Source organism: Shewanella sp. GJ50-10, from assembly GCF_055808815.1.
This window is the reverse complement of sequence record NZ_JBVVSS010000001.1, coordinates 519,907-539,205: the sequence shown is the minus strand read 5'-3', so window position 1 is coordinate 539,205 and position 19,299 is coordinate 519,907. Positions and strand designations below refer to the sequence as shown.

General features: G+C 40.8%; 20 protein-coding genes and 1 pseudogene. 10 read left to right on the top strand and 11 right to left on the bottom strand.

Annotated features, from left to right (window positions below; genetic code table 11):
* Positions 1-43 precede the first annotated feature (43 nt).
* Positions 44-574 (bottom strand): DUF3016 domain-containing protein, encoded by a 531-nt coding sequence (locus AC0L4E_RS02165; RefSeq protein ID WP_473677798.1) that lies wholly within the window; start codon positions 572-574, stop codon positions 44-46.
* 324 nt (positions 575-898) lie between these two features.
* Between AC0L4E_RS02165 and AC0L4E_RS02160 the strand changes: the two genes are divergently transcribed.
* On the top strand, positions 899-1,225 hold the full coding sequence (locus tag AC0L4E_RS02160) for a hypothetical protein (protein ID WP_473677797.1): 327 nt from the start codon (positions 899-901) through the stop codon (positions 1,223-1,225).
* 128 nt (positions 1,226-1,353) lie between these two features.
* On the opposite strand, the gene AC0L4E_RS02155 is transcribed toward AC0L4E_RS02160, so the two are convergent.
* A complete protein-coding gene (locus AC0L4E_RS02155) occupies positions 1,354-1,863 on the bottom strand; it encodes a DUF4240 domain-containing protein (protein ID WP_473677796.1) in 510 nt (169 codons plus the stop codon).
* Between the two features lie 158 nt (positions 1,864-2,021).
* On the opposite strand from AC0L4E_RS02155, the gene AC0L4E_RS02150 reads away from it, so the two are divergent.
* The 5 genes from AC0L4E_RS02150 to AC0L4E_RS02130 all read left to right on the top strand — a co-directional run bounded on the left by AC0L4E_RS02150 (position 2,022) and on the right by AC0L4E_RS02130 (position 5,244).
* On the top strand, positions 2,022-2,375 hold the full coding sequence (locus tag AC0L4E_RS02150; protein WP_473681466.1) for a hypothetical protein: 354 nt from the start codon (positions 2,022-2,024) through the stop codon (positions 2,373-2,375).
* Between the two features lie 89 nt (positions 2,376-2,464).
* Positions 2,465-3,262: a response regulator transcription factor gene (locus tag AC0L4E_RS02145; protein ID WP_473677795.1), complete on the top strand. Its 798-nt coding sequence runs from the start codon at positions 2,465-2,467 to the stop codon at positions 3,260-3,262.
* A 211-nt stretch (positions 3,263-3,473) separates the two neighbouring features.
* A complete protein-coding gene (locus AC0L4E_RS02140) occupies positions 3,474-3,746 on the top strand; it encodes an HU family DNA-binding protein (protein ID WP_102526648.1) in 273 nt (90 codons plus the stop codon).
* A 297-nt stretch (positions 3,747-4,043) separates the two neighbouring features.
* Positions 4,044-4,736 (top strand): TorF family putative porin, encoded by a 693-nt coding sequence (locus tag AC0L4E_RS02135; protein ID WP_220752706.1) that lies wholly within the window; start codon positions 4,044-4,046, stop codon positions 4,734-4,736.
* A 331-nt stretch (positions 4,737-5,067) separates the two neighbouring features.
* The gene (locus AC0L4E_RS02130; protein ID WP_473681772.1) at positions 5,068-5,244 is read left to right on the top strand and encodes a hypothetical protein; all 177 of its coding nucleotides are present in this window, start codon (positions 5,068-5,070) and stop codon (positions 5,242-5,244) included.
* Positions 5,245-5,313: 69 nt separating this feature from the next.
* Here the strand turns inward: AC0L4E_RS02130 and AC0L4E_RS02125 are convergent, their stop codons facing one another.
* From AC0L4E_RS02125 to metB, 7 genes are all read right to left on the bottom strand, one after another.
* Positions 5,314-5,712, bottom strand: a complete 399-nt coding sequence (locus AC0L4E_RS02125; protein ID WP_473677794.1) for a hypothetical protein — start codon at positions 5,710-5,712, stop codon at positions 5,314-5,316.
* Positions 5,713-5,781: 69 nt separating this feature from the next.
* Entirely contained in the window at positions 5,782-7,146 is a 1,365-nt protein-coding gene (locus AC0L4E_RS02120; RefSeq protein ID WP_473677793.1) for an alanine/glycine:cation symporter family protein, read from the bottom strand.
* Positions 7,147-7,669: 523 nt separating this feature from the next.
* On the bottom strand, positions 7,670-7,936 hold the full coding sequence (locus AC0L4E_RS02115) for a cysteine-rich CWC family protein (RefSeq protein ID WP_473677792.1): 267 nt from the start codon (positions 7,934-7,936) through the stop codon (positions 7,670-7,672).
* 165 nt (positions 7,937-8,101) lie between these two features.
* The gene (locus AC0L4E_RS02110; RefSeq protein WP_473677791.1) at positions 8,102-9,157 is read right to left on the bottom strand and encodes a c-type cytochrome; all 1,056 of its coding nucleotides are present in this window, start codon (positions 9,155-9,157) and stop codon (positions 8,102-8,104) included.
* A gap of 9 nt (positions 9,158-9,166) precedes the next feature.
* The gene (locus tag AC0L4E_RS02105; protein WP_473677790.1) at positions 9,167-9,844 is read right to left on the bottom strand and encodes a c-type cytochrome; all 678 of its coding nucleotides are present in this window, start codon (positions 9,842-9,844) and stop codon (positions 9,167-9,169) included.
* A gap of 200 nt (positions 9,845-10,044) precedes the next feature.
* The gene (locus AC0L4E_RS02100) at positions 10,045-12,438 is read right to left on the bottom strand and encodes a bifunctional aspartate kinase/homoserine dehydrogenase II (RefSeq protein WP_473677789.1); all 2,394 of its coding nucleotides are present in this window, start codon (positions 12,436-12,438) and stop codon (positions 10,045-10,047) included.
* A gap of 98 nt (positions 12,439-12,536) precedes the next feature.
* Positions 12,537-13,697, bottom strand: coding sequence for a cystathionine gamma-synthase (gene metB / locus AC0L4E_RS02095; protein WP_473677788.1), 1,161 nt, complete (start codon positions 13,695-13,697; stop codon positions 12,537-12,539).
* Between the two features lie 221 nt (positions 13,698-13,918).
* On the opposite strand from metB, the gene metJ reads away from it, so the two are divergent.
* Positions 13,919-14,236 (top strand): met regulon transcriptional regulator MetJ, encoded by a 318-nt coding sequence (gene metJ, locus AC0L4E_RS02090; RefSeq protein ID WP_102526657.1) that lies wholly within the window; start codon positions 13,919-13,921, stop codon positions 14,234-14,236.
* Between the two features lie 132 nt (positions 14,237-14,368).
* Positions 14,369-15,108 (top strand): annotated as a pseudogene (locus AC0L4E_RS02085) (sulfite exporter TauE/SafE family protein).
* Positions 15,109-15,246: 138 nt separating this feature from the next.
* Here AC0L4E_RS02085 and AC0L4E_RS02080 read toward each other — a convergent pair.
* Together AC0L4E_RS02080 and AC0L4E_RS02075 are read right to left on the bottom strand one after the other, a co-directional pair.
* Entirely contained in the window at positions 15,247-16,473 is a 1,227-nt protein-coding gene (locus AC0L4E_RS02080; RefSeq protein WP_473677787.1) for a conjugal transfer protein TraF, read from the bottom strand.
* A gap of 122 nt (positions 16,474-16,595) precedes the next feature.
* The gene (locus tag AC0L4E_RS02075; RefSeq protein WP_473681464.1) at positions 16,596-17,504 is read right to left on the bottom strand and encodes a LysR family transcriptional regulator; all 909 of its coding nucleotides are present in this window, start codon (positions 17,502-17,504) and stop codon (positions 16,596-16,598) included.
* A 208-nt stretch (positions 17,505-17,712) separates the two neighbouring features.
* Between AC0L4E_RS02075 and AC0L4E_RS02070 the strand changes: the two genes are divergently transcribed.
* Together AC0L4E_RS02070 and AC0L4E_RS02065 are read left to right on the top strand one after the other, a co-directional pair.
* A complete protein-coding gene (locus AC0L4E_RS02070) occupies positions 17,713-18,432 on the top strand; it encodes an SDR family oxidoreductase (RefSeq protein WP_473677786.1) in 720 nt (239 codons plus the stop codon).
* Between the two features lie 457 nt (positions 18,433-18,889).
* Positions 18,890-19,219 carry a c-type cytochrome gene (locus tag AC0L4E_RS02065; RefSeq protein ID WP_473677785.1) on the top strand — a complete coding sequence of 110 codons (330 nt, stop codon included), beginning with the start codon at positions 18,890-18,892 and terminating at the stop codon, positions 19,217-19,219.
* The last annotated feature ends 80 nt before the right edge of the window (positions 19,220-19,299 follow it).

Sequence of the window (19,299 nt, the reverse complement as noted above, 5' to 3'; positions counted from 1 at the left end):
CTTGGCGCTTAGCTCAGGACTAGCTCAACCTAAGAGTTAGCCGTTAAAGCTTTGGTTCAACCGTTTTCTTTAACCAATCTTTTAGCATATCTGACTCATACTGAAATGGCTTTTGATTTCGCTTTGAGCTAGTTCCGTACATAAAGTTCATATCAACAAGCTTCTCGTCACCAGCCATAATCACTTTATCACCTTCTGTGATACTGTATGTAAAAGTCATTCTTGGCGGATATAAATCCTTCACGATACGCAGTTCATTAGCAGTTGTTGCGCCAAATGTAGGACGTAAATCCCCCGCTAAATCAACATCCGAAACTTGCATCTCAAGCTTCTGATTAGGTTTAAGAAACTTTTCAGCTTCTTTATTCAAATTTTCAGTTATTGTATCAAAAAAGCGCTGTTGAAAACGCGACTTTACTTCAGTTGCTGTTTTCAAGTCTCGATAATTATTAGGCTCTTGCCATTCGACTTTAACTACCCCTTCCTCAGTTACAGGATTTGGGACCACTTCTTCGTCTGCAATAGCTGCATTACACATTAATGCGCCTGCAATAAGTAGATGTCTAACTTTCATATGTCGTCTCCTGGCTGTATATCTCTCAAACCTAATTTATGCCATTAGTATAAAACCCTAACCTGTATATCAGCTTAACGTAAAGTGTTTAAGTTTGCTGTAGGAAATTGACCCATTGAGATGCAAGGCAAACAACTTAATGGTCAAAACAACACCAACATCTGTTCAGTTTCTATTCAGCAAGCTTTCGCTAATATACATCCCAAGCAAACGCACAGCGCCAAACAAGGCAGCAGATAAACAAAACTCTGTTAGCGTCACTGCACATTATCGCTCAAGGAATTAGCGCAAATACTAACCTAAGTGTACTACTGGAGTAATAATATGAACAACATCGCAACTCAAACGACTTTTTCTACTGCCGGCATGACTAAAAAACTTTCTTTAGCCGCGACCTTCTTCGTTGCCCTAGTCGTTTCATCTTCAAGTTTCGCTTATCAATTTGATGTTGATGCTCAAGGCGAGCAGGCGATTAAAGAACATCACCAATTAATGGATCAACATATGGCTTCAGCAGAACAAGAATACTCTGCAGAACTGAATCAAGAGTTTGACAAGCAACTGGAAACAGCTGAGAGTAAATTCTTAGACCAGAAATGCGAACAACGCGGAATGGACTTTGATAGCCAATCTGAGGTTTGCGAAGGCTAATCAAAAAAATACTAATTCAATAAAAAATGCAGTCACTGAATAAGCAGCGGCTGCATTTTTTTGGATAAATCAATAAGGCTGATTCATTAGTGATGCTTCATCAAAGATGATTCTTTAGCAATAGTTTACTAAAACGGAAAACGATCACTTAAATTAGGGTAGTTTTTTCTTAAATCTTTTTTCTTGGTACTGAACTTTTTACCTTGCGGACTATGTTGACCAGAAGGTACAAACGGTAATTCATCGCCTGTTCTATCTTCATAGATCTGACCTGCCACTAAATCATAATCTTCAATAAACGGATATGCAGAACCATCTTTAGTTGGCCATAAGGCTAACTCACCTAAAGCATCAGGCTCGTTAATGATTTTGTTGTACCACTGTTCACCTAATGACAGTATGAAACCTCTAAACTCTGCAAAGGCGTAATCTGAATCACAGCCAGTAATAATATATGCTGCCCCCCAGACTGCCCAGCTGTAGCTGCGGCGCATTTGTTGACCAAACATTTTATCAAATGCCGCCAATGACTCATCATCAAGCAAAGCCAGTTTTTCTTTTAAGGCATCGTGGCACTCTTGCTCGGATTGCTGTGGTGCACTTCGGGTAACTAGAGACCAAAATTCAGCGTCTGTCATTTCAATTTTCCTAAATTCTTTTCAAACAACTCACAAAACTGAGTCTACTCGCGCTATTCTACACCACATAAAATCTAAAACCTTACAGCCTATATCTAATCCTTATGAATAAACTCAGCACAACCAGCATTAAACCTCCGCGCAGGCTTATCATTTTGATGGTATTTTACGTATTGCTTTCTATTTTAGCATTACTGCGTTCTTACTCCATCCAAGGCATAGATCTATTTACTATTGGTGTTATCCCTGTCCTTTTTGGACTAATAAAACGTAGTCACTGGGCTGGAGTGGTATTTAAGATTTATCTTGGGATCCAAACCCTTGCCGCATTAGCGTTAACAACCACTGCAGTCATTGCCTATCAAATTACCCCTGAAGATGTAAAAGTCGAATTTAATGGCATCAATATTCCTATTCCAGCAATTGCATTATCGATCTTTATCATTCTTGGATTTCAGTATTGGGTCGCATTAAGTAAAAAAACCAAAGAATACTTACAGCAAGCTTGTTAACGAAAACCTGCATAAATGTGTATTCGGAACCAAGCTTGAGTTAAAATAGGCGTTATAAGACTCAATTATAATAATAAGAAGTAATAAAAATGAGCCATTTATCACCCAGTGAATTATCCATTTTGCTGCTAGAACCTTCTGATGTTCAACGTAAAATCATCACAGGCAGATTAAATCAAGAAGGCGTTAATAGCATTCAAACCGCTTCGAGTATTAGTGAAGCAAAAGAGATTATCGCCCGTCATACGCCAGATCTCATTGTCAGTGCATTACATTTTGAGGACGGTGAAGCCACCGAACTATTAAGCTTTATTAAACAAAGTAAAGCTTACCAAGATATTCAATTTATGCTGGTTTCTAGCGAATGCCGCCGTGAACAATTAGAGATATTTAGACAGTCTGGGGTAGTGGCGATCTTACCTAAACCTTTCGATGCTGATCATCTCGCTACTGCACTGAACTCAACCATTGACTTAATCAGTAATGATGAGTTGGATTTGAGCCATTTTGATGTTCAAGATATTCGCACTTTGGTGGTTGATGATAGCCGTATGGCCCGTAACGTCATTAAACGCACCATTGGTAATCTAGGGATAAGAATTATCAGTGAAGCCGAAGATGGCGCTCAAGCCATTGAGTTAATGCAACAACAAATGTTTGATTTGGTCATCACCGATTACAATATGCCTAGTGTTGATGGCTTAGCCTTGACGCAATATATTCGCAACGAAAGTCAGCAATCACATATTCCCATTTTAATGGTTTCTTCTGAGGCCAATGACACCCATTTAAGCAATGTGTCTAGTGCCGGCGTTAACGCCCTGTGTGATAAGCCTTTTGAACCCAAACTTGTCAAACAACTCTTGTATCAACTGTTAGAGGAATAACATTTAGCCTCAGCTATTTAAGTTGACTGACTTAATTGACTAGTCATATTCGCCTTTTAAGTAGCTCAATCAGGTAATTTATCCCTTAAATGTCGTCTAAATGCCATATAGCTACACATTTATCAGATAAAAGGCTTTCAAAGCCCCATGGCTTATGGCATGTTAATCTAGTTTTAAATAAACACATCTATGGAAAGCAGAGAATATCAACATGAACAAAAGTGAATTAATTGCAAAAATTGCAGAAAATGCTGAGTTAACTAAAGCTGAAGCTGGTCGCGCACTAAAGTCTTTTGAAGAAGCTGTTACTGAAGCCATGAAAAGTGGTGACAAGATTTCTATCGTAGGTTTTGGTTCTTTTGAAACCTCAGTTCGTGCAGCACGTACTGGCCGTAACCCACAAACCGGCAAAGAAATTCAAATCGCTGAAGCGACTGTACCAAAATTCAAAGCTGGTAAAACACTTAAAGATAGCGTTAATTAATTTAACAGCTTGAATTATAAAACCTCCTAACTTGGAGGTTTTTTTATGCCTCAAACTTAATGTTCCCTACTGAATTCTGCAGCAATAACGCACAACAAATGTGCACCTCCGCCTCATTTTAATGCAACATTTTTGCTACAAGTCGGTGCAAAATACGCCAATAGACTGATATTAATACCTTTTTAAACATGGCACACCATTAGCAATACCTCATACAGATAAAATCAACATTGAACCAAGCTGCCCGATGAACAAGCAATTGGTGCAATGAATAAGAAAAACTTGAGGGAATGAAAAATGAAAAAATCGTTATATAAAGCTATTGCGCTATCAACAGGTTTATTACTCAGTGGTTCAGCATTAGCTGAAGTCACGGGTAATATCGGTGCGACGTCTAACTACCTATGGCGTGGTGTGAGCCAAACAGATAATGGCGCTGCAGTTCAAGGTGGCATTGATTATGCTGCAGACTCAGGTTTTTATGTTGGCGGTTGGGCTTCAAATGTCGACTTTGGTGACGGCACCTCATACGAGCTTGATATTTACGCGGGTTACGGTGGCAATATCACAGAAGACTTAAGCTATGACATCAATTATCTTTATTACGCTTACCCAGACTCTCCTGGTAGCGTAGATTTTGGTGAAGTGACTGTTGGTCTAGCTTGGAAATGGTTAGATGTTTCATACTCTCATACAGTGAATGGCGGTGATGATATTGCTGCAGAACCATTAGATTCAAAAGACATGATGTATGCACAAGCTAACCTAACCTTCCCATTAACTGAAAAGTTATCACTGGGCGTGCATTACGGTTACTCAGATGGTGATGTCATCACAAGCTGGTTCGGTACAGATAGCTACTCAGAATACAATGTTTCACTCAGCGCAGATACTGATTACGGTACAGTGTCATTTACTGCATCAGATACTGACTTAGATGAAGACGATGCTAAAATTGTACTAGGTTACTCATATAGCTTTGGATTATAAGACTTAATTAACGCTTTCAACATTATGGAAGCTTGATTTAAGCATGTTAAGCACAAAAAACGCCACTCACTTGAGTGGCGTTTTTAATGGCAGAAATAAAAATTTTCAATTCTACAATTAAGCAATTATTTAAATAGCTGCTACATTCAAATTATGTCGCTAATTTGATGTTTTCGCTTACGTCTATTAGCCCAATTTTATCGTTTTACCAAACATTGACGTTGCTGGCACCAAGTAACCTGTGACACTCAGGGCAGATTTACCTTTCGCTTTTCACACTTGTTTGAACACTGACTCAGCACTGTCAGTGAACAATGACATAGAGGGTAGAATGATGGCCAATATTACTGAAAACATTCCCAATGACACTGAAATTGAAGCTATGGTCACGCCTAGAAACAAACGTTCAGCAGAAATTATTGAACGTAAAAGGCAGGTTAAACGACGTCTAGATGATTATTTAGAACAGGCAGAGCTAAGAAGAAATCTTGATGATGAGCTGTTTTGAATCAATAAACTCACTTATCGATCAAGCTTTTTATAAGTGAGTTAATTAAGCTATAGACACTTTTAATCATTACGATTTTAAAAAGTATGCAAGCCCACTGCACTCTAAATAAACAGAGCAAGCAGGATAAATCATTTCCCCGCAGTCAGTAATAATAAGCGCATTTCCGCCTCTTTCCTTGGTTTGTACTTTCAGTTCTTTCTGTAAAGTGTTCAAGCTAGGGGTACCAAATTCTATTTGTTCGCGGGTGCTGGCGCAAAATGTTGTCACCACTTCACCTAATGGTTCATTGTCGTGATTATAAAGCTCGCTCGGTTGATAAACCTCAACTGTAGAGGCTACAGCTTGATGGGTAATATATTGATCTGCATTGGTTCTAAACGACACCCCATTACAGCCAGCCAACAATAACGAACATACCAATAATCCACTCAGTGTCTGTATCGTTTTGCGAGTTACTTTTATCATGTAATATCCTTTTTAAAGTAAAGGCATACACTCCCCTGTGTATGCCATTGCATGAAACCTATAGCTTCATTAGTTCTCTAAAGCTTGCGCCTTCTGCTTAGCAAAATATTCACGAGTTAGAGCAAATACCACTGGGCTTAATAGCGCGAGCGCAATCAAGTTTGGAATCGCCATCATAGCGTTCAGCGTATCCGCTAATAACCAGATAAATTCAAGAGAGCTCACTGCGCCAATTGGCACCACGAGTGTCCACACTAATCTAAACGGTTTAACTACCTTGTCACCAAACAAATACTGCATACATTTTTCACTATAAAAACTCCAGCCTAGGATAGTGGTAAATGCAAAAACAGCCAGAGCGATAGCAACAATATAATTGCCCATAGGCAGTGCATGCGAAAAGGCAAATGATGTTAATGCAGCGCCTGTTTCACCTGATGTCCAAGCGCCAGAAACAATAATCGCCAAGCCTGTAATCGAACACACAATAATGGTGTCAATGAATGTACCCAGCATGGCAATTAAGCCTTGCTTTACTGGTTCATTGGTTTGCGCTGCGGCATGAGCAATAGGGGCGCTACCTAAACCTGCTTCATTTGAAAATACACCTCGGGCGACACCAAAACGAATCGCTGCCCACACTGCAGCACCAGCAAAACCGCCTTGAGCAGCGACAGGATTAAACGCACTGTGAATAATTAATTGAAATGCTGCAGGAACTTGGTCGGCATAAACCACTAATACCGCTAAACCAGCTGTAATGTAGAACAAGGTCATTAACGGCACTAATTTACCAGCGACATCAGCAATACGCTTAATTCCGCCCATCAGTACAGCGCCAACTAATACCATTAGCACTAAACCTGTAACCCAGTTAGGGACACCAAAGTTACTACTCATCGCATCAGCAACAGAGTTAGTTTGCACTGTATTACCGATACCGAAACCAGCGAGTGATCCTAATACCGCGAATGCTGTGCCTAACCAAGCCCATTTGCTGCCGAGGCCATTTTTGATGTAATACATCGGACCGCCGACATGATTACCATTACCGTCTTTTTCACGAAATTTTACTGCTAACACGGCTTCAGCAAACTTGGTTGCCATACCGACTAAAGCAGTGCACCACATCCAAAACAAAGCACCTGGGCCACCTAAGAAAATAGCCGTTGCCACACCAGCAATATTACCGGTACCAATGGTGGCTGATAATGAGGTCATCAAGGCATTAAACGGGCTAATCTCGCCTTTTCCATCTTTATCAGATGTATCACGTCCTGACCATAACAGCTTAAAGCCTGTGCCTAATTTTAGGATTGGCATTAATTTCAATCCAATGGATAAAAATAATCCCACTCCTAAAATCATCACCAACATGGGAACACCCCATACGATGCCGTTAATCGTGTTTACAAATGCTGTAACCTGTTCCATCTAAAACCTCATAATGAGTTAAGTATTTATTGTTATTTTCATTATTGTTAGCTGTTGTTATCACTTAAGTTTTAATCAGCAACTATGCTTCCTATTTACATCACGCTAAAAAGAAGAGAATTCAGATTACCTGCATTACACACAAATTGGAAACACCAACGTGATAATCATCTAAAATTATGCCATTAACTGTATAAAATCAGCAGATTGATTGGATTTAATTATTAAAAAAGGCACTGCTAATATTGCAGTGCCTTTTGCAAGAGTTTTAATATTGCCGCTTTACAAAGCAGGCTCTTGATAAGATAAAGCAGACTTGCGAAGGGTAAGCAGAGTAAAAACTCTCTCTTCAGTATCACCTTCAAGTGTTCAAGCCCTGCTTGTAAGTCATTACCTATTGCGGTTTCAAAGTTCATCAGCATCTATACCAACACCAACACCAACACCAACACCAACACCAACACCAACACCAACATGCTAATCATCGGATTATCCATATGGCCGCTAAAGCCCCAAGTTACTTTTATTCGTTGTTTGGCAATTGAGTTAATTTTTTATAGCATTCTTGGCAAATACAAGCTTTACCTGATAAATCAGATAATAATTTCGGGTCCACTTTTTTTTCAGCTGACTGAGTCAAACACCAGCAACTTTCAATCGATAAACCCGTGGTTACCGCGCACTGATTTTGTTTAAAGCATATTGGACAAGTTAAAGGTTCACTCACCTCTTTCGAGCCAACTGACTCATCACTTGGTTGAAAAACCTGTACTGGGGTGACTTTTGCCATTAAGGCTCCTCATTTCAAACCCATAGAGTTTAAGTTTACTTTGGTTAACTTTACTTAACTGCAGTTATTACTTACGTCATTGTGAGCCCAGAGTATAAAACAAAGAATCGGTGCCAAAGCACCGATTCTTTTACTTACAAAAGCTTACTGACTTAAAGTTATCTTTTATTGCGATGTTGGGAATATCGGATAAGCTTTTGCGCCTAATATGACACTCGCATCTATTGGGCTTGGCTTGCCATAAAAACCATCATGCTGGTGAAAGCTGGCTTGGGTTTCAACGATATCACCTTTAAACCTTGGGTCTTGCGGACGTTCATGAGCATTAACAAACGCGGCGACATCCCAAGCTTGCTGCACGGTTAGCTGCATGCTTTTACCTAGCGGCATATTTTCATAAATAAAATTAGCACCTGTGTTAACTCGGTGCATACCTGCGCCCCAGTTATAGCTTTGTGGTCCCCACAATGGCGGTAATGAACTGACTTCTGCCATCTTCAAGCCTTGGCCATCATCACCATGACATGCCTGACAATGGGCTTGATAAACGGCTTCACCGCGCTGCACTGAATAAGCCAACTCAGGCTTAGCTAGCTTTGGAAAACCTCGTCCAGGTAACATGGTAAGCGCCTTTTGATCGAGCTTTGAAGTTACCGCCTCAGGTAAAGGAAAATCTTCTCTATTTCCGCCCTTAAGCAGCTCTCCATCAGCCATTTCAGGCACAGATCCAGTAATGCCAAACTGATTCATTAAGCCACTCATGGCTAACCAATATGAATAAGCTGAAATCGCCACCAAAGGTTCACTGCCAGATTCTGGCGCTTGACCATTCATTGAGTAAGTAAAACAGCCTTGAATACGCTCTTCATAAGAGTTCACTTTATCGTTTTTCTTACGATATGCTGGGTAAGCCATATAGGCGCCCCAAAGCGGCGAAGCATTTGCCTTGTTACCTGCATTCATATGGCAATTAACACAGTTTAATTCGTTACCCACGTAGGTATCGCGCATTTGCTGACTGTTCACAAATAACTGATACCCCTTTCTGACTTTGTCGCCAAATTCGCCTTTAGGAATAGTAGATAACGCACTTGGTGTTAAATATTGTGCATTAGCATCTTTTGCAACTGAGGGAAGTTGCGCTTGTCTATCAGGTAACTCTGTTGCTGATAATCCCAAACTTAGGAACACACCAGCCACTGAAAAATAATATAGCTTCATAGTATGTCCTTATTTCTGAGCCGAAAAGTATTGAGTTAATGCATCAATTTCTGCAGCGGTGAGCTTTTTAGCAATATTGCCCATCATGTTGTCAGCATCCCCAGTACGGGTACCTGCTTGCCATGCCAATAATTGATTTTTAAAGTAGGTGGGTTCTTGACCGGCTAATCGAGGGAATTGGCCCGCGCCAATACCTGACGGGCCATGACAACTGGTACATGCAGGAATATCCCGTTGCCAGTCACCTTGATATGCCAGTTTCTCACCAATGTCGTCGATGACCACTTTGTCACCTCGATATTGCAACTTAATATCTGTCACAGGCTTTGATGCAAAAAAATCCGACACTACTTTGATATTATCGCCTTGGACTGTCATCGCCATAGCCATCATTGTTGGGTTTTGACGTAACCCAGTCTGAAAATGACTCACTTGTGCAGCAATATACTCGCTGGATAACCCCGCTAAACGAGGCCCTACAACTCCTAGTCCTTCACCATTTACACCATGACAGCTAAGACAAACTTGCGCAGCTGCTGGCACAGTTTGTAATAACTCTTTGGGTGATTCGTCAGGAATATTAGCCATTGCACTAAAACTCATAACACTGCTTAAAAAGATACTAGCCCAAACGGCAGAATTTACACTCGTCAAACAGTCATCCTTTAAACGATTATTTTTATTCATTTATCAGCCTCTTGTTGAAATCCATCTCCGACTTAATACCACTATAGACAAAAACGTCACGCTTAAACAGAATGTTTTTTGTACAAAAGCATTGAATTAGGTTCAATACATATCTTCCTATCATTTAGCGACAAAAAAGGCCTATTCCCTTTAGGAATAAGCCTTTTGTAAATACAATTATTGCTAAACTACAGCAAAAGTTACTCTTGCAGTAGGTCTTTGCAGATCTGTACTAAATCAGATTGCACCGCTGCTGCTGTCACTTCTCTGCCAGCTCCAGGGCCCCGGATAATGAGTGGGTTGCCTTGATAAAACGCACTGCGGATAACAAACACATTATCGCCAGGGGTTAAATTGGCATAAGGATGATTGGAATCAACCCATTGAATACCCACTTCAGCATGCATTTTGCCATCGACTTTATCCAGAGACGCCACATATCGCAGCACTTTATTTTGCTCAGAAGCCGCAGTAAATTGTTGCAACATGCTTTGATCTAATTCGCCAATTCGGGCGAGAAAGTCATCCAAAGATAAATCCGCTAACTCTGCAGGCACTAACGAGTTTAAAACAATATCTTCAAGCTCAATATCAAAGCCAATCTCACGGGCTAGGATCAGTAACTTGCGCTGCATGTCTCGACCAGAAAGATCGTCTCGAGGATCGGGCTCTGTTATCCCTAATCCACGTGCTTCAACCACTAATTCAGAAAACGACTTTTGACCATCGTAATGTTCAAATAACCAACATAAAGTGCCTGAGAAAATACCGCCAACAGCTTCAATCGCATCACCACTATTTCGCAAGTCATTTAACGCATGCTGAATCGGCAGTCCTGCACCACAACTGGCGTTATAACGCCAAAATAAACGGCGATTACTGAGTTGTTGCTTTAACTCACGATAAAACGGCAATGGTCCAGAGCCTGCAAGTTTATTGGCACTCACCATATGAATGCCACGAGCAAATAGTTCAGGGTATTGCAGTGTTAAACTCGCACTTGCACTGATATCTAATGCCACTAACTCATCGCAATCAAGCTGTTCTAACTGTTCAAATAAGCTCGGGTAGTCCCACTTATTGGCTGTGGTATCAAAACTGTCTTGCCAGTTATTAATATCGATACCTTGAGGGCAAATTAACGCTTCTTTTGAACTAAGTAAGCCAACTAACTGCACGGTAGCTTCTAATTCACGGTTTAGCGCAGTTGATGAGCGCTGGAATAAATCAATCCACGCCTCACCAATATTACCTACACCTAACAGCAACACACCAATTCGCATACGCGGGCCTGCGCAGCGGCGATGCACTTTTTGAGTCAATAAATTAACTTGGGCTTTAGGCACTAATGTCACTAAGCTCAATCCATCTTGATATAACGGCTTAGCGTCACGACTTAGCAGACGAGCAAAACTGCGACGATAATGCTCAGCATCAGCGCTAACGAGTGCCACTAAACCTAAATCGTTATTCACGCGAATATCACTGATCGCCAAAGCTTCGCTATGTAATTCAAGTAAACTATGAACCTGCTTTTGGTTTTCAAGGGTAAAGGCTAATTCCACCTTATGATGGGCAGAAGTCCAGTAAGCTAATGGCGCAATGCCTTCTTGAGCTAATACCGCAATTAAATCTTGAGCTTGAGACTGCTGCTTAATTCGAAACAACACCACTTCGTTTAGATTAGTCACCACTGGCGCACTGGCCGATGAGCTTTGTGGCGCAATTAAGGTAAAGTCTGTGTGTGATGCATAACTTGAGCGCACAGCTAAGCTGACATTGGTATCAAATAATGGCTGTAAAGTTCGGTTATGCAGCACTGGAGAGCCCAGGTGAGCAAGACGATCAGCTTCAACAAGTGACATGCTATTCAATAATTTTGCATCACTGATTTTATTTGGGTCGGCGTTAAATACCCCTTCAACATCAGTCCAAATTGTCACCCGTTCAATATCCGCTAAGCTCGCAATAAGAGTTGCGCTGTAATCAGAACCATTGCGACCAAGTAACAAGGTTTCATTGTGCTCATTAGCACAAATAAAGCCAGTAATAACCAAACGCTCATCAGGGTGTGCTTCAAGAAGCTTCTGCACTCTTTGACGAGACTCTTCAATGCGAATATTTGGTACAACACCTTCGTCAGCCACAAGAATCGAGCAAGCATCAACATTGATTGCTGCAACCCCTGACTCACGCAAAAGCGCCGCCATTAATCTTGCAGACCAACGCTCGCCAAAACTCAGCACATGGTTAAGCTGAAATTCGTTTCGTTGCTCTAAAGATAACAAACTAATGAGTTGTGATTTGTCAGTTGATAAGCGCTCGCGTAGATCCCGAGCTTGCTCATTGGAAAGTAACTGTTCGATAAGGTTTTGCTGATAACTTACCAGCACTTGTAGTTCTTCTTGCCAAAGCTCGCCTGTTTCTCGAAGCGACAGTAACTTATACAAAAAGTTAGTACTTTTACCCGCAGCTGACACAACGACTAAATCATCACAATTGCCATGAGTCAGCAAAATATGTGCGACACGGCGATAGCAATCAGCATCAGCTAAACTTGAACCACCAAACTTATGTAAATGACTGCGGGTCATTTGTAACTCCTTAAACCACTTCAAACTGCCATGCAGATTTAGCATGGCAGCTAATAAAATCTTACTTGTTCAACTTAAGACTGTTTAACGGCACTCACTTAAAGCGCGGCAACAGCAGCTAGACCAGCTTGAATATCAGTCACTAAGTCTTCAGCATCTTCAATACCGACAGATAGTCTCAATAATGTATCTTTAATACCAGCTTCATAACGGGCTTCAGGCGCCATTGCTCTATGAGTCATAGTTGCAGGTACGGCAACTAAGCTTTCCACTCCGCCTAAGCTTTCAGCAACACAGAAAATCGACAATGCATTTAAGAAAGCAACAACTTCAGCTTCGCCACCTTTAAGTTCAAAACTTAACATAGCGCCAAAGCCTTTTTGTTGTTTGGCTGCAATATCGTGACCTGGGTGGTCTTTTAAACCTGGGTAATAGATTTTATCGACCACATTACTGGCTTGCAGCACTTCAATGACCCGTTGAGCATTAGTTTGATGCTCACGAATACGCACCGCAAGAGTGCGAATACCGCGTAAGGTCAAATAACTATCAAAAGCTGACCCCGTTAGGCCTAAGGTGTTAGACCACCAATGGAGTAATTCGCCAAGCTCAGGATCTTTAGCCACAACTGCGCCGCCAACCACATCACTGTGACCATTAATGTATTTCGTGGTTGAGTGCATCACGATGTCTGCACCTAGCTCTAATGGCTGCTGTAAAATAGGCGAAAGGAAGGTGTTATCAACCACCACTAGCGCATCAACATCATGGCTTGCCGCCACAATCGCTTTAATGTCTACCACTCGTAATAAAGGATTCGATGGGGTTTCTAACCAAACCATTTTTGGTTTTTGTGCAATGGCATCAGCCAGTGCTTTTTCATCTGTTTGATCAACGACGACTAATTTAAATTGACCTTTGCTGGCAAGATTAGTGAACAGTCGGTAGCTACCGCCATAGCAATCATGGGGAACCACGATTAAATCTTCTGGCCCCAATAAGCTGGTAACCAAAGTTATTGCAGCCATTCCTGTGCATGTCACCACACCCGTCGCGCCATTTTCAAGCTTGGCAATTGCCTCACCTAATACGCAACGAGTCGGATTACCAGAGCGGCTATAGTCGAACTCTCTTGGGTTTGTGTGTCCATCGAACGAATAGTTGGTCGAAAGATAAATCGGCGGGACTACTGCGCCATATTGCGTATCTGATTCGATACCTTGGCGAACGGCAAGTGTAGCAGCGCGATGTTTGGTCATAATAAGCTCCTAAAGATTGACACACTAGAATAAAACAGCAAAGAGATGTCTAGATGGCTAAATGTACCTAAGCTAAATCTGATCGTCAACACAAATTAGACGTTTAGACGTCTAAACATAAAGAAATCTATTTGCTTTCGTTATAGAATAGCAGCAATAATTTGACTGTAATAAATAAGCAGTTAAAATCTGCCACGAATCTATCGTATAAAGGTGAGTTAATGACTGAATGGAATGGCGACTATATCAGCCCATATGCCGAACATGGCAAAAAAAATGAACAAGTTAAAAAGATCACGGTATCGATTCCTTTAAAAGTATTAAAAGTATTGACCGATGAACGAACTCGCCGTCAGGTGAATAACTTGCGTCATGCGACCAACAGTGAACTTTTATGTGAAGCATTTTTACACGCATACACTGGTCAGCCACTGCCAAATGATGATGACTTATCTAAAGAAGGCCCAGACAGTATCCCAAGTGAAGCAAAAGCACTGATGGATCAAATGGGTATTGAGTGGGAAGACTTAGACGACTAAGTTAAATAGGAGCTAAATGCGTCTTGCGCTTATTTTTTAATGTAAGCCCCATTAGTTTAGCTTACCCACATCGCCACATTACCCAATGTAATATGGCGATTTCTGAGTCACCTTGTACTCACAGAGAAGTATATGGCATTTATCGATCCGCAAACCTTGATGCTTGCATCGGTTATTATATTTCTTGGCGCATTAACCCAAGGCCTTATCGGCTTTGGTTTAGCGGTTGTTGCAAGCCCCCTGCTTTACATTATTGACCCTCAACTTGTCCCAGCACCTGTTATTGCCTGTGGGTTTTCCATTGCCTTTTTGACCTTGCTACGGGAACGTACTTCGCTGCAATTTAATGGTCTGCAATATGCTTTGATTGGGCGTATTCCTGGTGGGTTTCTTGGCGCAGCATTACTGGTATTTGCTCCGCAATCGGTACTTGGCCTCGCCATTGCCTTTATTGTTGCTTCAGCGGTCATTCTCAGTTTTTACAAGATTACCGCCCCCGTTAATCGTATAACCTTATTTATCGCTGGAGTGCTATCGGGGATTTTTGGCAACATAGCCGCAATAGGCGGCCCCCCTTGGCCATTTTGTTAGCAGGAAAAGATGCGCCACAGTTCCGTGCAGCGTTATCAATATTCTTTGTATTCAGCTCAATGATTGCGATGGTGATTCTAATCATTGTTGGTTTAGTTGAAACCAAACATGTTTGGCTGTCATTAATGCTATTACCATCGGTATTTTTAGGCAGTTACGTGGCAGGAAAACTCAGCAATAAAGTCGATAAACAGAAAACCCGGATGGCAACGCTTGTATTATGCGGACTTAGCGCCTTAGTGTTAACCATAAAATCATTACTCGAGCTCTCCGCGGGTTAAAGCGATAACCTTTGAGAATTAGTAAAGTGCAAAGATTGAATTAGTCATAGAGGTTGAATGGCTCCCTAAAACAAAATTGAAGCAAGAGAGGTTAATACAAGCACAATGATGTTTTGCTAAAACAGATGCTAGAAAGAGCTAGAAATGATAAGAGGTTTGAAGCACAGCGCCTATGGCATCATCTTCACCATAGCTACCACTCATATCAAGCTTAAAAGCCTGACCAATGGCAAAACCAGTCCCAAATGAGTATATATCGACACTGTTATCTTTAAGATCATGACGATAGCCCATACGCAAATACAACCAATTTGTAGCTTTTACTTCACCGCCAACGCGCCAATATTGCACCGCATCAAACTCTTTAAAACGGGTCTGGTCTATCAAATCAATATCTGTAGTTAAGGTCACTGATGCCCAATCATATGCGGCTCCAGCTGTAATAAGCGGCTCAACTTGATAATGAAATTCACGCCCTTGCGACTCAACTGTTTTAACGGTTTTACTGAATAAGTTTCGCGCCGATAACCCAATAGTCAGTGCATCCATTGGCTCAAAAGCAACGCCAATATCGAGATTAAAAAGATTCTCATCATTGCGGTATTTATCATCGTCAAAATCATCAGCATCGAAGTTATTGGCATTGACAGAATAGTGGTACGTATCTATACGCTGAAACTTAGGTGAAATCCCCACTCTAACCGGCATATTGACAATCGATAATGGGAAACTTAATGCCACACCAAAGTCAGTGACGCCACCTGCTAACACTACACCTTGAGAGTCTAAGTCAGTGATTTCTGATGGTGGATTTAGTGGGTCAAGCGTACTCAAGGTATCTATATCTGACTGAGCAATATCGGCAACCCCAACAGCGTCTAGGTAGCTTTTATAAAACACCGCCATAGGCAGATACTCATTAGGGATAACAAAAGCTGCGCCAATGCCAGCAGATACATTGGCGGTATTACCTTTTAGAGATTCTAAATCAACGACTAAGTCATCTCGAAAAACTTCTATATCATTGGAATCACCGTTATTGATAGCCGCCTCAAGACCATCATAAGAGTCTTGTAATGAATCAAACTTATCAATCATATTATCGCTATCAGCGCCTTCGGCGCCAACTGCAGGCAGTAATAAAGAAAACTCTTGAGTCTTCTTTATTTCTTCATTGGTATATGTGGCATGCGGAGTCAGAATCGCCAATAAAGCAGGGTTAATAAAACTTGCGCCAACTCGGTTAGATGCAGCTACACCAGTACCGCCCATACTGTCACTGCGAGCTTCAAAATAAAGCCCGCTAGCTTGCACATTACTGGCAAGCATAAGTAAACAGAAAGGTAGCGCTAGCCTTTTTAGCATCCATCATTTCCCTATTTTTATTGTTTTATAAAGATAGTAGAAATATAGAAAAATGTGATACTAATCACTTAGCCACAAAGCAATAAAACAGAGTCTTTTTGTCTGTCTCTAAAAAGATCTATCTATAAATCAGGCAGATAAGTTTTAAAGTTTTCATGGGTGAATTGTATAAATTTTTTTAAACGTTCAGGTTGAAATTTATCTTTATGATAAAGCACATAAAACGGCGTATCAGGGATATGCCAATCGCTAAATACCTCGACTAATTCATTGGCTCGCATTTCTTCAGAGCAATACAAGTACGGTAATCTAACAATCCCATTACCCGCTAACGCACTGATTTTCATCGCGCGGCCATTTTTACATCTAAAGCTGCCTTTAATTGCCACTTCTACGCTGTCTTTACTTGAGCCCTGTTGCTCAAAACGCCAATGATTTATCGAGCCAACAATACACGCATATTTATTAAGTTGGTTCGGATGTGTCGGTTGTCCATATTTTTCAAGATAAGCAGGTGATGCCAAGGTGCAGTTTTTAATATCCATCAACTTTCTGGCGATAAGGCCCGAGTCTGCCAAGGCGCCCATTCTAAACACCGCATCAAAATGATCTTCAATCAAATCCACTCGCTGACTACTAAAGTCCAAGTCGATAGTGATATCTGGGTAGAGTTGGATAAAGTCATTGACCAACTTAACGATAATTTCTTCACCTAAAATCCCCCCAACACAATTGATATAAATATTACCTTTAAGACGTTCTGCACTTTCGACCGTAGTCGCAACAGCTTGATCTATTTGCTGCAGAGCTTGCTGACATTGCTGTAAAAACAACTCGCCTTGATCAGTTAAGCGCTGTGTGCGCGTGGTACGAATAATTAAACTCACCCCAAGAAATGTTTCTAAACTCAATAATTGCTTAGACAGGTGCGATCGCGAGCAACCAAGCACTTCTGCTGCCACAGTAAAATTCCCTTGCTCAGCAATAACTACAAAAGCGCGAATATCCACCAGATTTATCTCAGTGTTCATTATGGAACTGCCTATAATTTTATTCATTGAGTAAAACCTCCTAACCGTTACACCAGATACTTACCGCGTTATTCGGCAGGTAATGAAGCATCAACCAAGCAGCAATCAATTAGAAGTTATAAGTAAACAATTATGTTCTTTATTGATTATATATCAACAATAAAAAGCTCACTATAATTCTCGCAACTTACAAACAGAGGTCGACACAATGAAACAACTTATCGTAATTACAGGCGCATCTTCAGGTATTGGTGCAGCTATGGCTAAAGCTTTTAATGCAAAGGGCCACCCTCTATTATTGCTGGCACGTCGCATTGAACCAATGCTGGCGCTACAACTAGAAAACAGCTTATCAATCAGTGTTGATGTGACTGACGCAGCAGCAATGAAACAAGCCATTGCCACTGCAGAAGAAAAATTTGGACCAGTGGGCTGCTTAATTAACAACGCAGGTGTGATGTTACTAGGCCAAGCTGATGTGCAAGACCCTGCTGAATGGAGCCAAATGCTCAACGTTAATGTGATGGGCGTTTTGAATGGCATTCACTGTGTACTTGCTGATATGAAAGCCCGCAAAACAGGTACTATTATCAACGTAAGCTCTATTGCAGGTCGTAAAACGTTCCCGAATCACGCAGCATACTGTGCGACAAAGTTTGCAGTACACGCACTAACTGAGAACATTCGTGAAGAAGTCGCAATGGATGATGTACGTATGGTCACTATCGCCCCTGGTGCTGTTGAAACAGAGCTATTGAGCCATACCACCAACCAAGAGATTAAAGATGGTTACGCAGACTGGAAAGAAGTCATGGGCGGTGTGTTAGCTGCTGAGCATATTGCTGAAACGGCTGTATTTGCTTACGAAATGCCACAAAATGTTTGTGTTCGTGAAATCGTTTTAGCTCCAACTCGTCAGCAACCATAAGCTTACCGACAACATCAATAGACACAGCTCATTTAAGAAAAGCCAATAGACATTAGTCAATAGACATATCTGTCAATGTGCACTGTAACTAATACAGTGCACAATTTCTGCTACACCCTTCCTCCTATTTACTTTTATGCAACCACCATGTATCACTTTAGAGATAGTTAAATATTAAAAATGTGATCTAAAACCTACCTCTAAAAGCGAAACTAAGGCTTAAACAATACTTACCCTCTCTTAATGAAAAATAAAATACCTATATTTATCAATAACAAAAACAGACACCACTTAAATCATTAGATTTTTATCAATGATATTTTTATCAATTAGATTTTTATAATTTACTTGATCAACCTCAATAATTACTTTTATTACAACTGTTAAATTTAATAACAAGCAGGATACATAAATATCCAAGCCCATTAACTCAGTACAAAGTAAGACAAAGGAAATGATGATGAAAACAATAAATAAAATACTCGTATGCGTCACTCTCGCTTTATGTTTTGGAGCACAAGTTCAAGCTGCTGATGGAGGTAATCCTAAAAAAGGCAAACACCTCTATAAAAAAGAGTGCAAGGCTTGTCATGGCGTAGGCGATGAAGGTGGAGAAGTAACCCCAATGAGCAAAACAATGAGCCAATGGGACCGTTTTTTTAAGCGTAATAAGCACAAAGCAAAAGCTGAAGTATTCAACGCCCTGGATGAACAAGAATTATTAGATATCCAACAGTTTCTATATGACCATGCAGCGGATTCAGACCAACCACAAACCTGTGGCTAGTTAACCTATTTCGACTGTAAAACACTTTTAATTCAATAAATTAATAAAAAATGGGAATTATCTCAGGGCTTCATGCTGCC

Coding starts and splice junctions, on each gene's coding strand:
- AC0L4E_RS02165 (WP_473677798.1), bottom strand. CDS start 574: ATGAAAGTTAGACATCTACTTATTGCAGGCGCATTAATGTGTAATGCA.
- AC0L4E_RS02160 (WP_473677797.1), top strand. CDS start 899: ATGAACAACATCGCAACTCAAACGACTTTTTCTACTGCCGGCATGACT.
- AC0L4E_RS02155 (WP_473677796.1), bottom strand. CDS start 1,863: ATGACAGACGCTGAATTTTGGTCTCTAGTTACCCGAAGTGCACCACAG.
- AC0L4E_RS02150 (WP_473681466.1), top strand. CDS start 2,022: ATGGTATTTTACGTATTGCTTTCTATTTTAGCATTACTGCGTTCTTAC.
- AC0L4E_RS02145 (WP_473677795.1), top strand. CDS start 2,465: ATGAGCCATTTATCACCCAGTGAATTATCCATTTTGCTGCTAGAACCT.
- AC0L4E_RS02140 (WP_102526648.1), top strand. CDS start 3,474: ATGAACAAAAGTGAATTAATTGCAAAAATTGCAGAAAATGCTGAGTTA.
- AC0L4E_RS02135 (WP_220752706.1), top strand. CDS start 4,044: ATGAAAAAATCGTTATATAAAGCTATTGCGCTATCAACAGGTTTATTA.
- AC0L4E_RS02130 (WP_473681772.1), top strand. CDS start 5,068: ATGATGGCCAATATTACTGAAAACATTCCCAATGACACTGAAATTGAA.
- AC0L4E_RS02125 (WP_473677794.1), bottom strand. CDS start 5,712: ATGATAAAAGTAACTCGCAAAACGATACAGACACTGAGTGGATTATTG.
- AC0L4E_RS02120 (WP_473677793.1), bottom strand. CDS start 7,146: ATGGAACAGGTTACAGCATTTGTAAACACGATTAACGGCATCGTATGG.
- AC0L4E_RS02115 (WP_473677792.1), bottom strand. CDS start 7,936: ATGGCAAAAGTCACCCCAGTACAGGTTTTTCAACCAAGTGATGAGTCA.
- AC0L4E_RS02110 (WP_473677791.1), bottom strand. CDS start 9,157: ATGAAGCTATATTATTTTTCAGTGGCTGGTGTGTTCCTAAGTTTGGGA.
- AC0L4E_RS02105 (WP_473677790.1), bottom strand. CDS start 9,844: ATGAATAAAAATAATCGTTTAAAGGATGACTGTTTGACGAGTGTAAAT.
- AC0L4E_RS02100 (WP_473677789.1), bottom strand. CDS start 12,438: ATGACCCGCAGTCATTTACATAAGTTTGGTGGTTCAAGTTTAGCTGAT.
- metB (WP_473677788.1), bottom strand. CDS start 13,697: ATGACCAAACATCGCGCTGCTACACTTGCCGTTCGCCAAGGTATCGAA.
- metJ (WP_102526657.1), top strand. CDS start 13,919: ATGACTGAATGGAATGGCGACTATATCAGCCCATATGCCGAACATGGC.
- AC0L4E_RS02080 (WP_473677787.1), bottom strand. CDS start 16,473: ATGCTAAAAAGGCTAGCGCTACCTTTCTGTTTACTTATGCTTGCCAGT.
- AC0L4E_RS02075 (WP_473681464.1), bottom strand. CDS start 17,504: ATGAACACTGAGATAAATCTGGTGGATATTCGCGCTTTTGTAGTTATT.
- AC0L4E_RS02070 (WP_473677786.1), top strand. CDS start 17,713: ATGAAACAACTTATCGTAATTACAGGCGCATCTTCAGGTATTGGTGCA.
- AC0L4E_RS02065 (WP_473677785.1), top strand. CDS start 18,890: ATGATGAAAACAATAAATAAAATACTCGTATGCGTCACTCTCGCTTTA.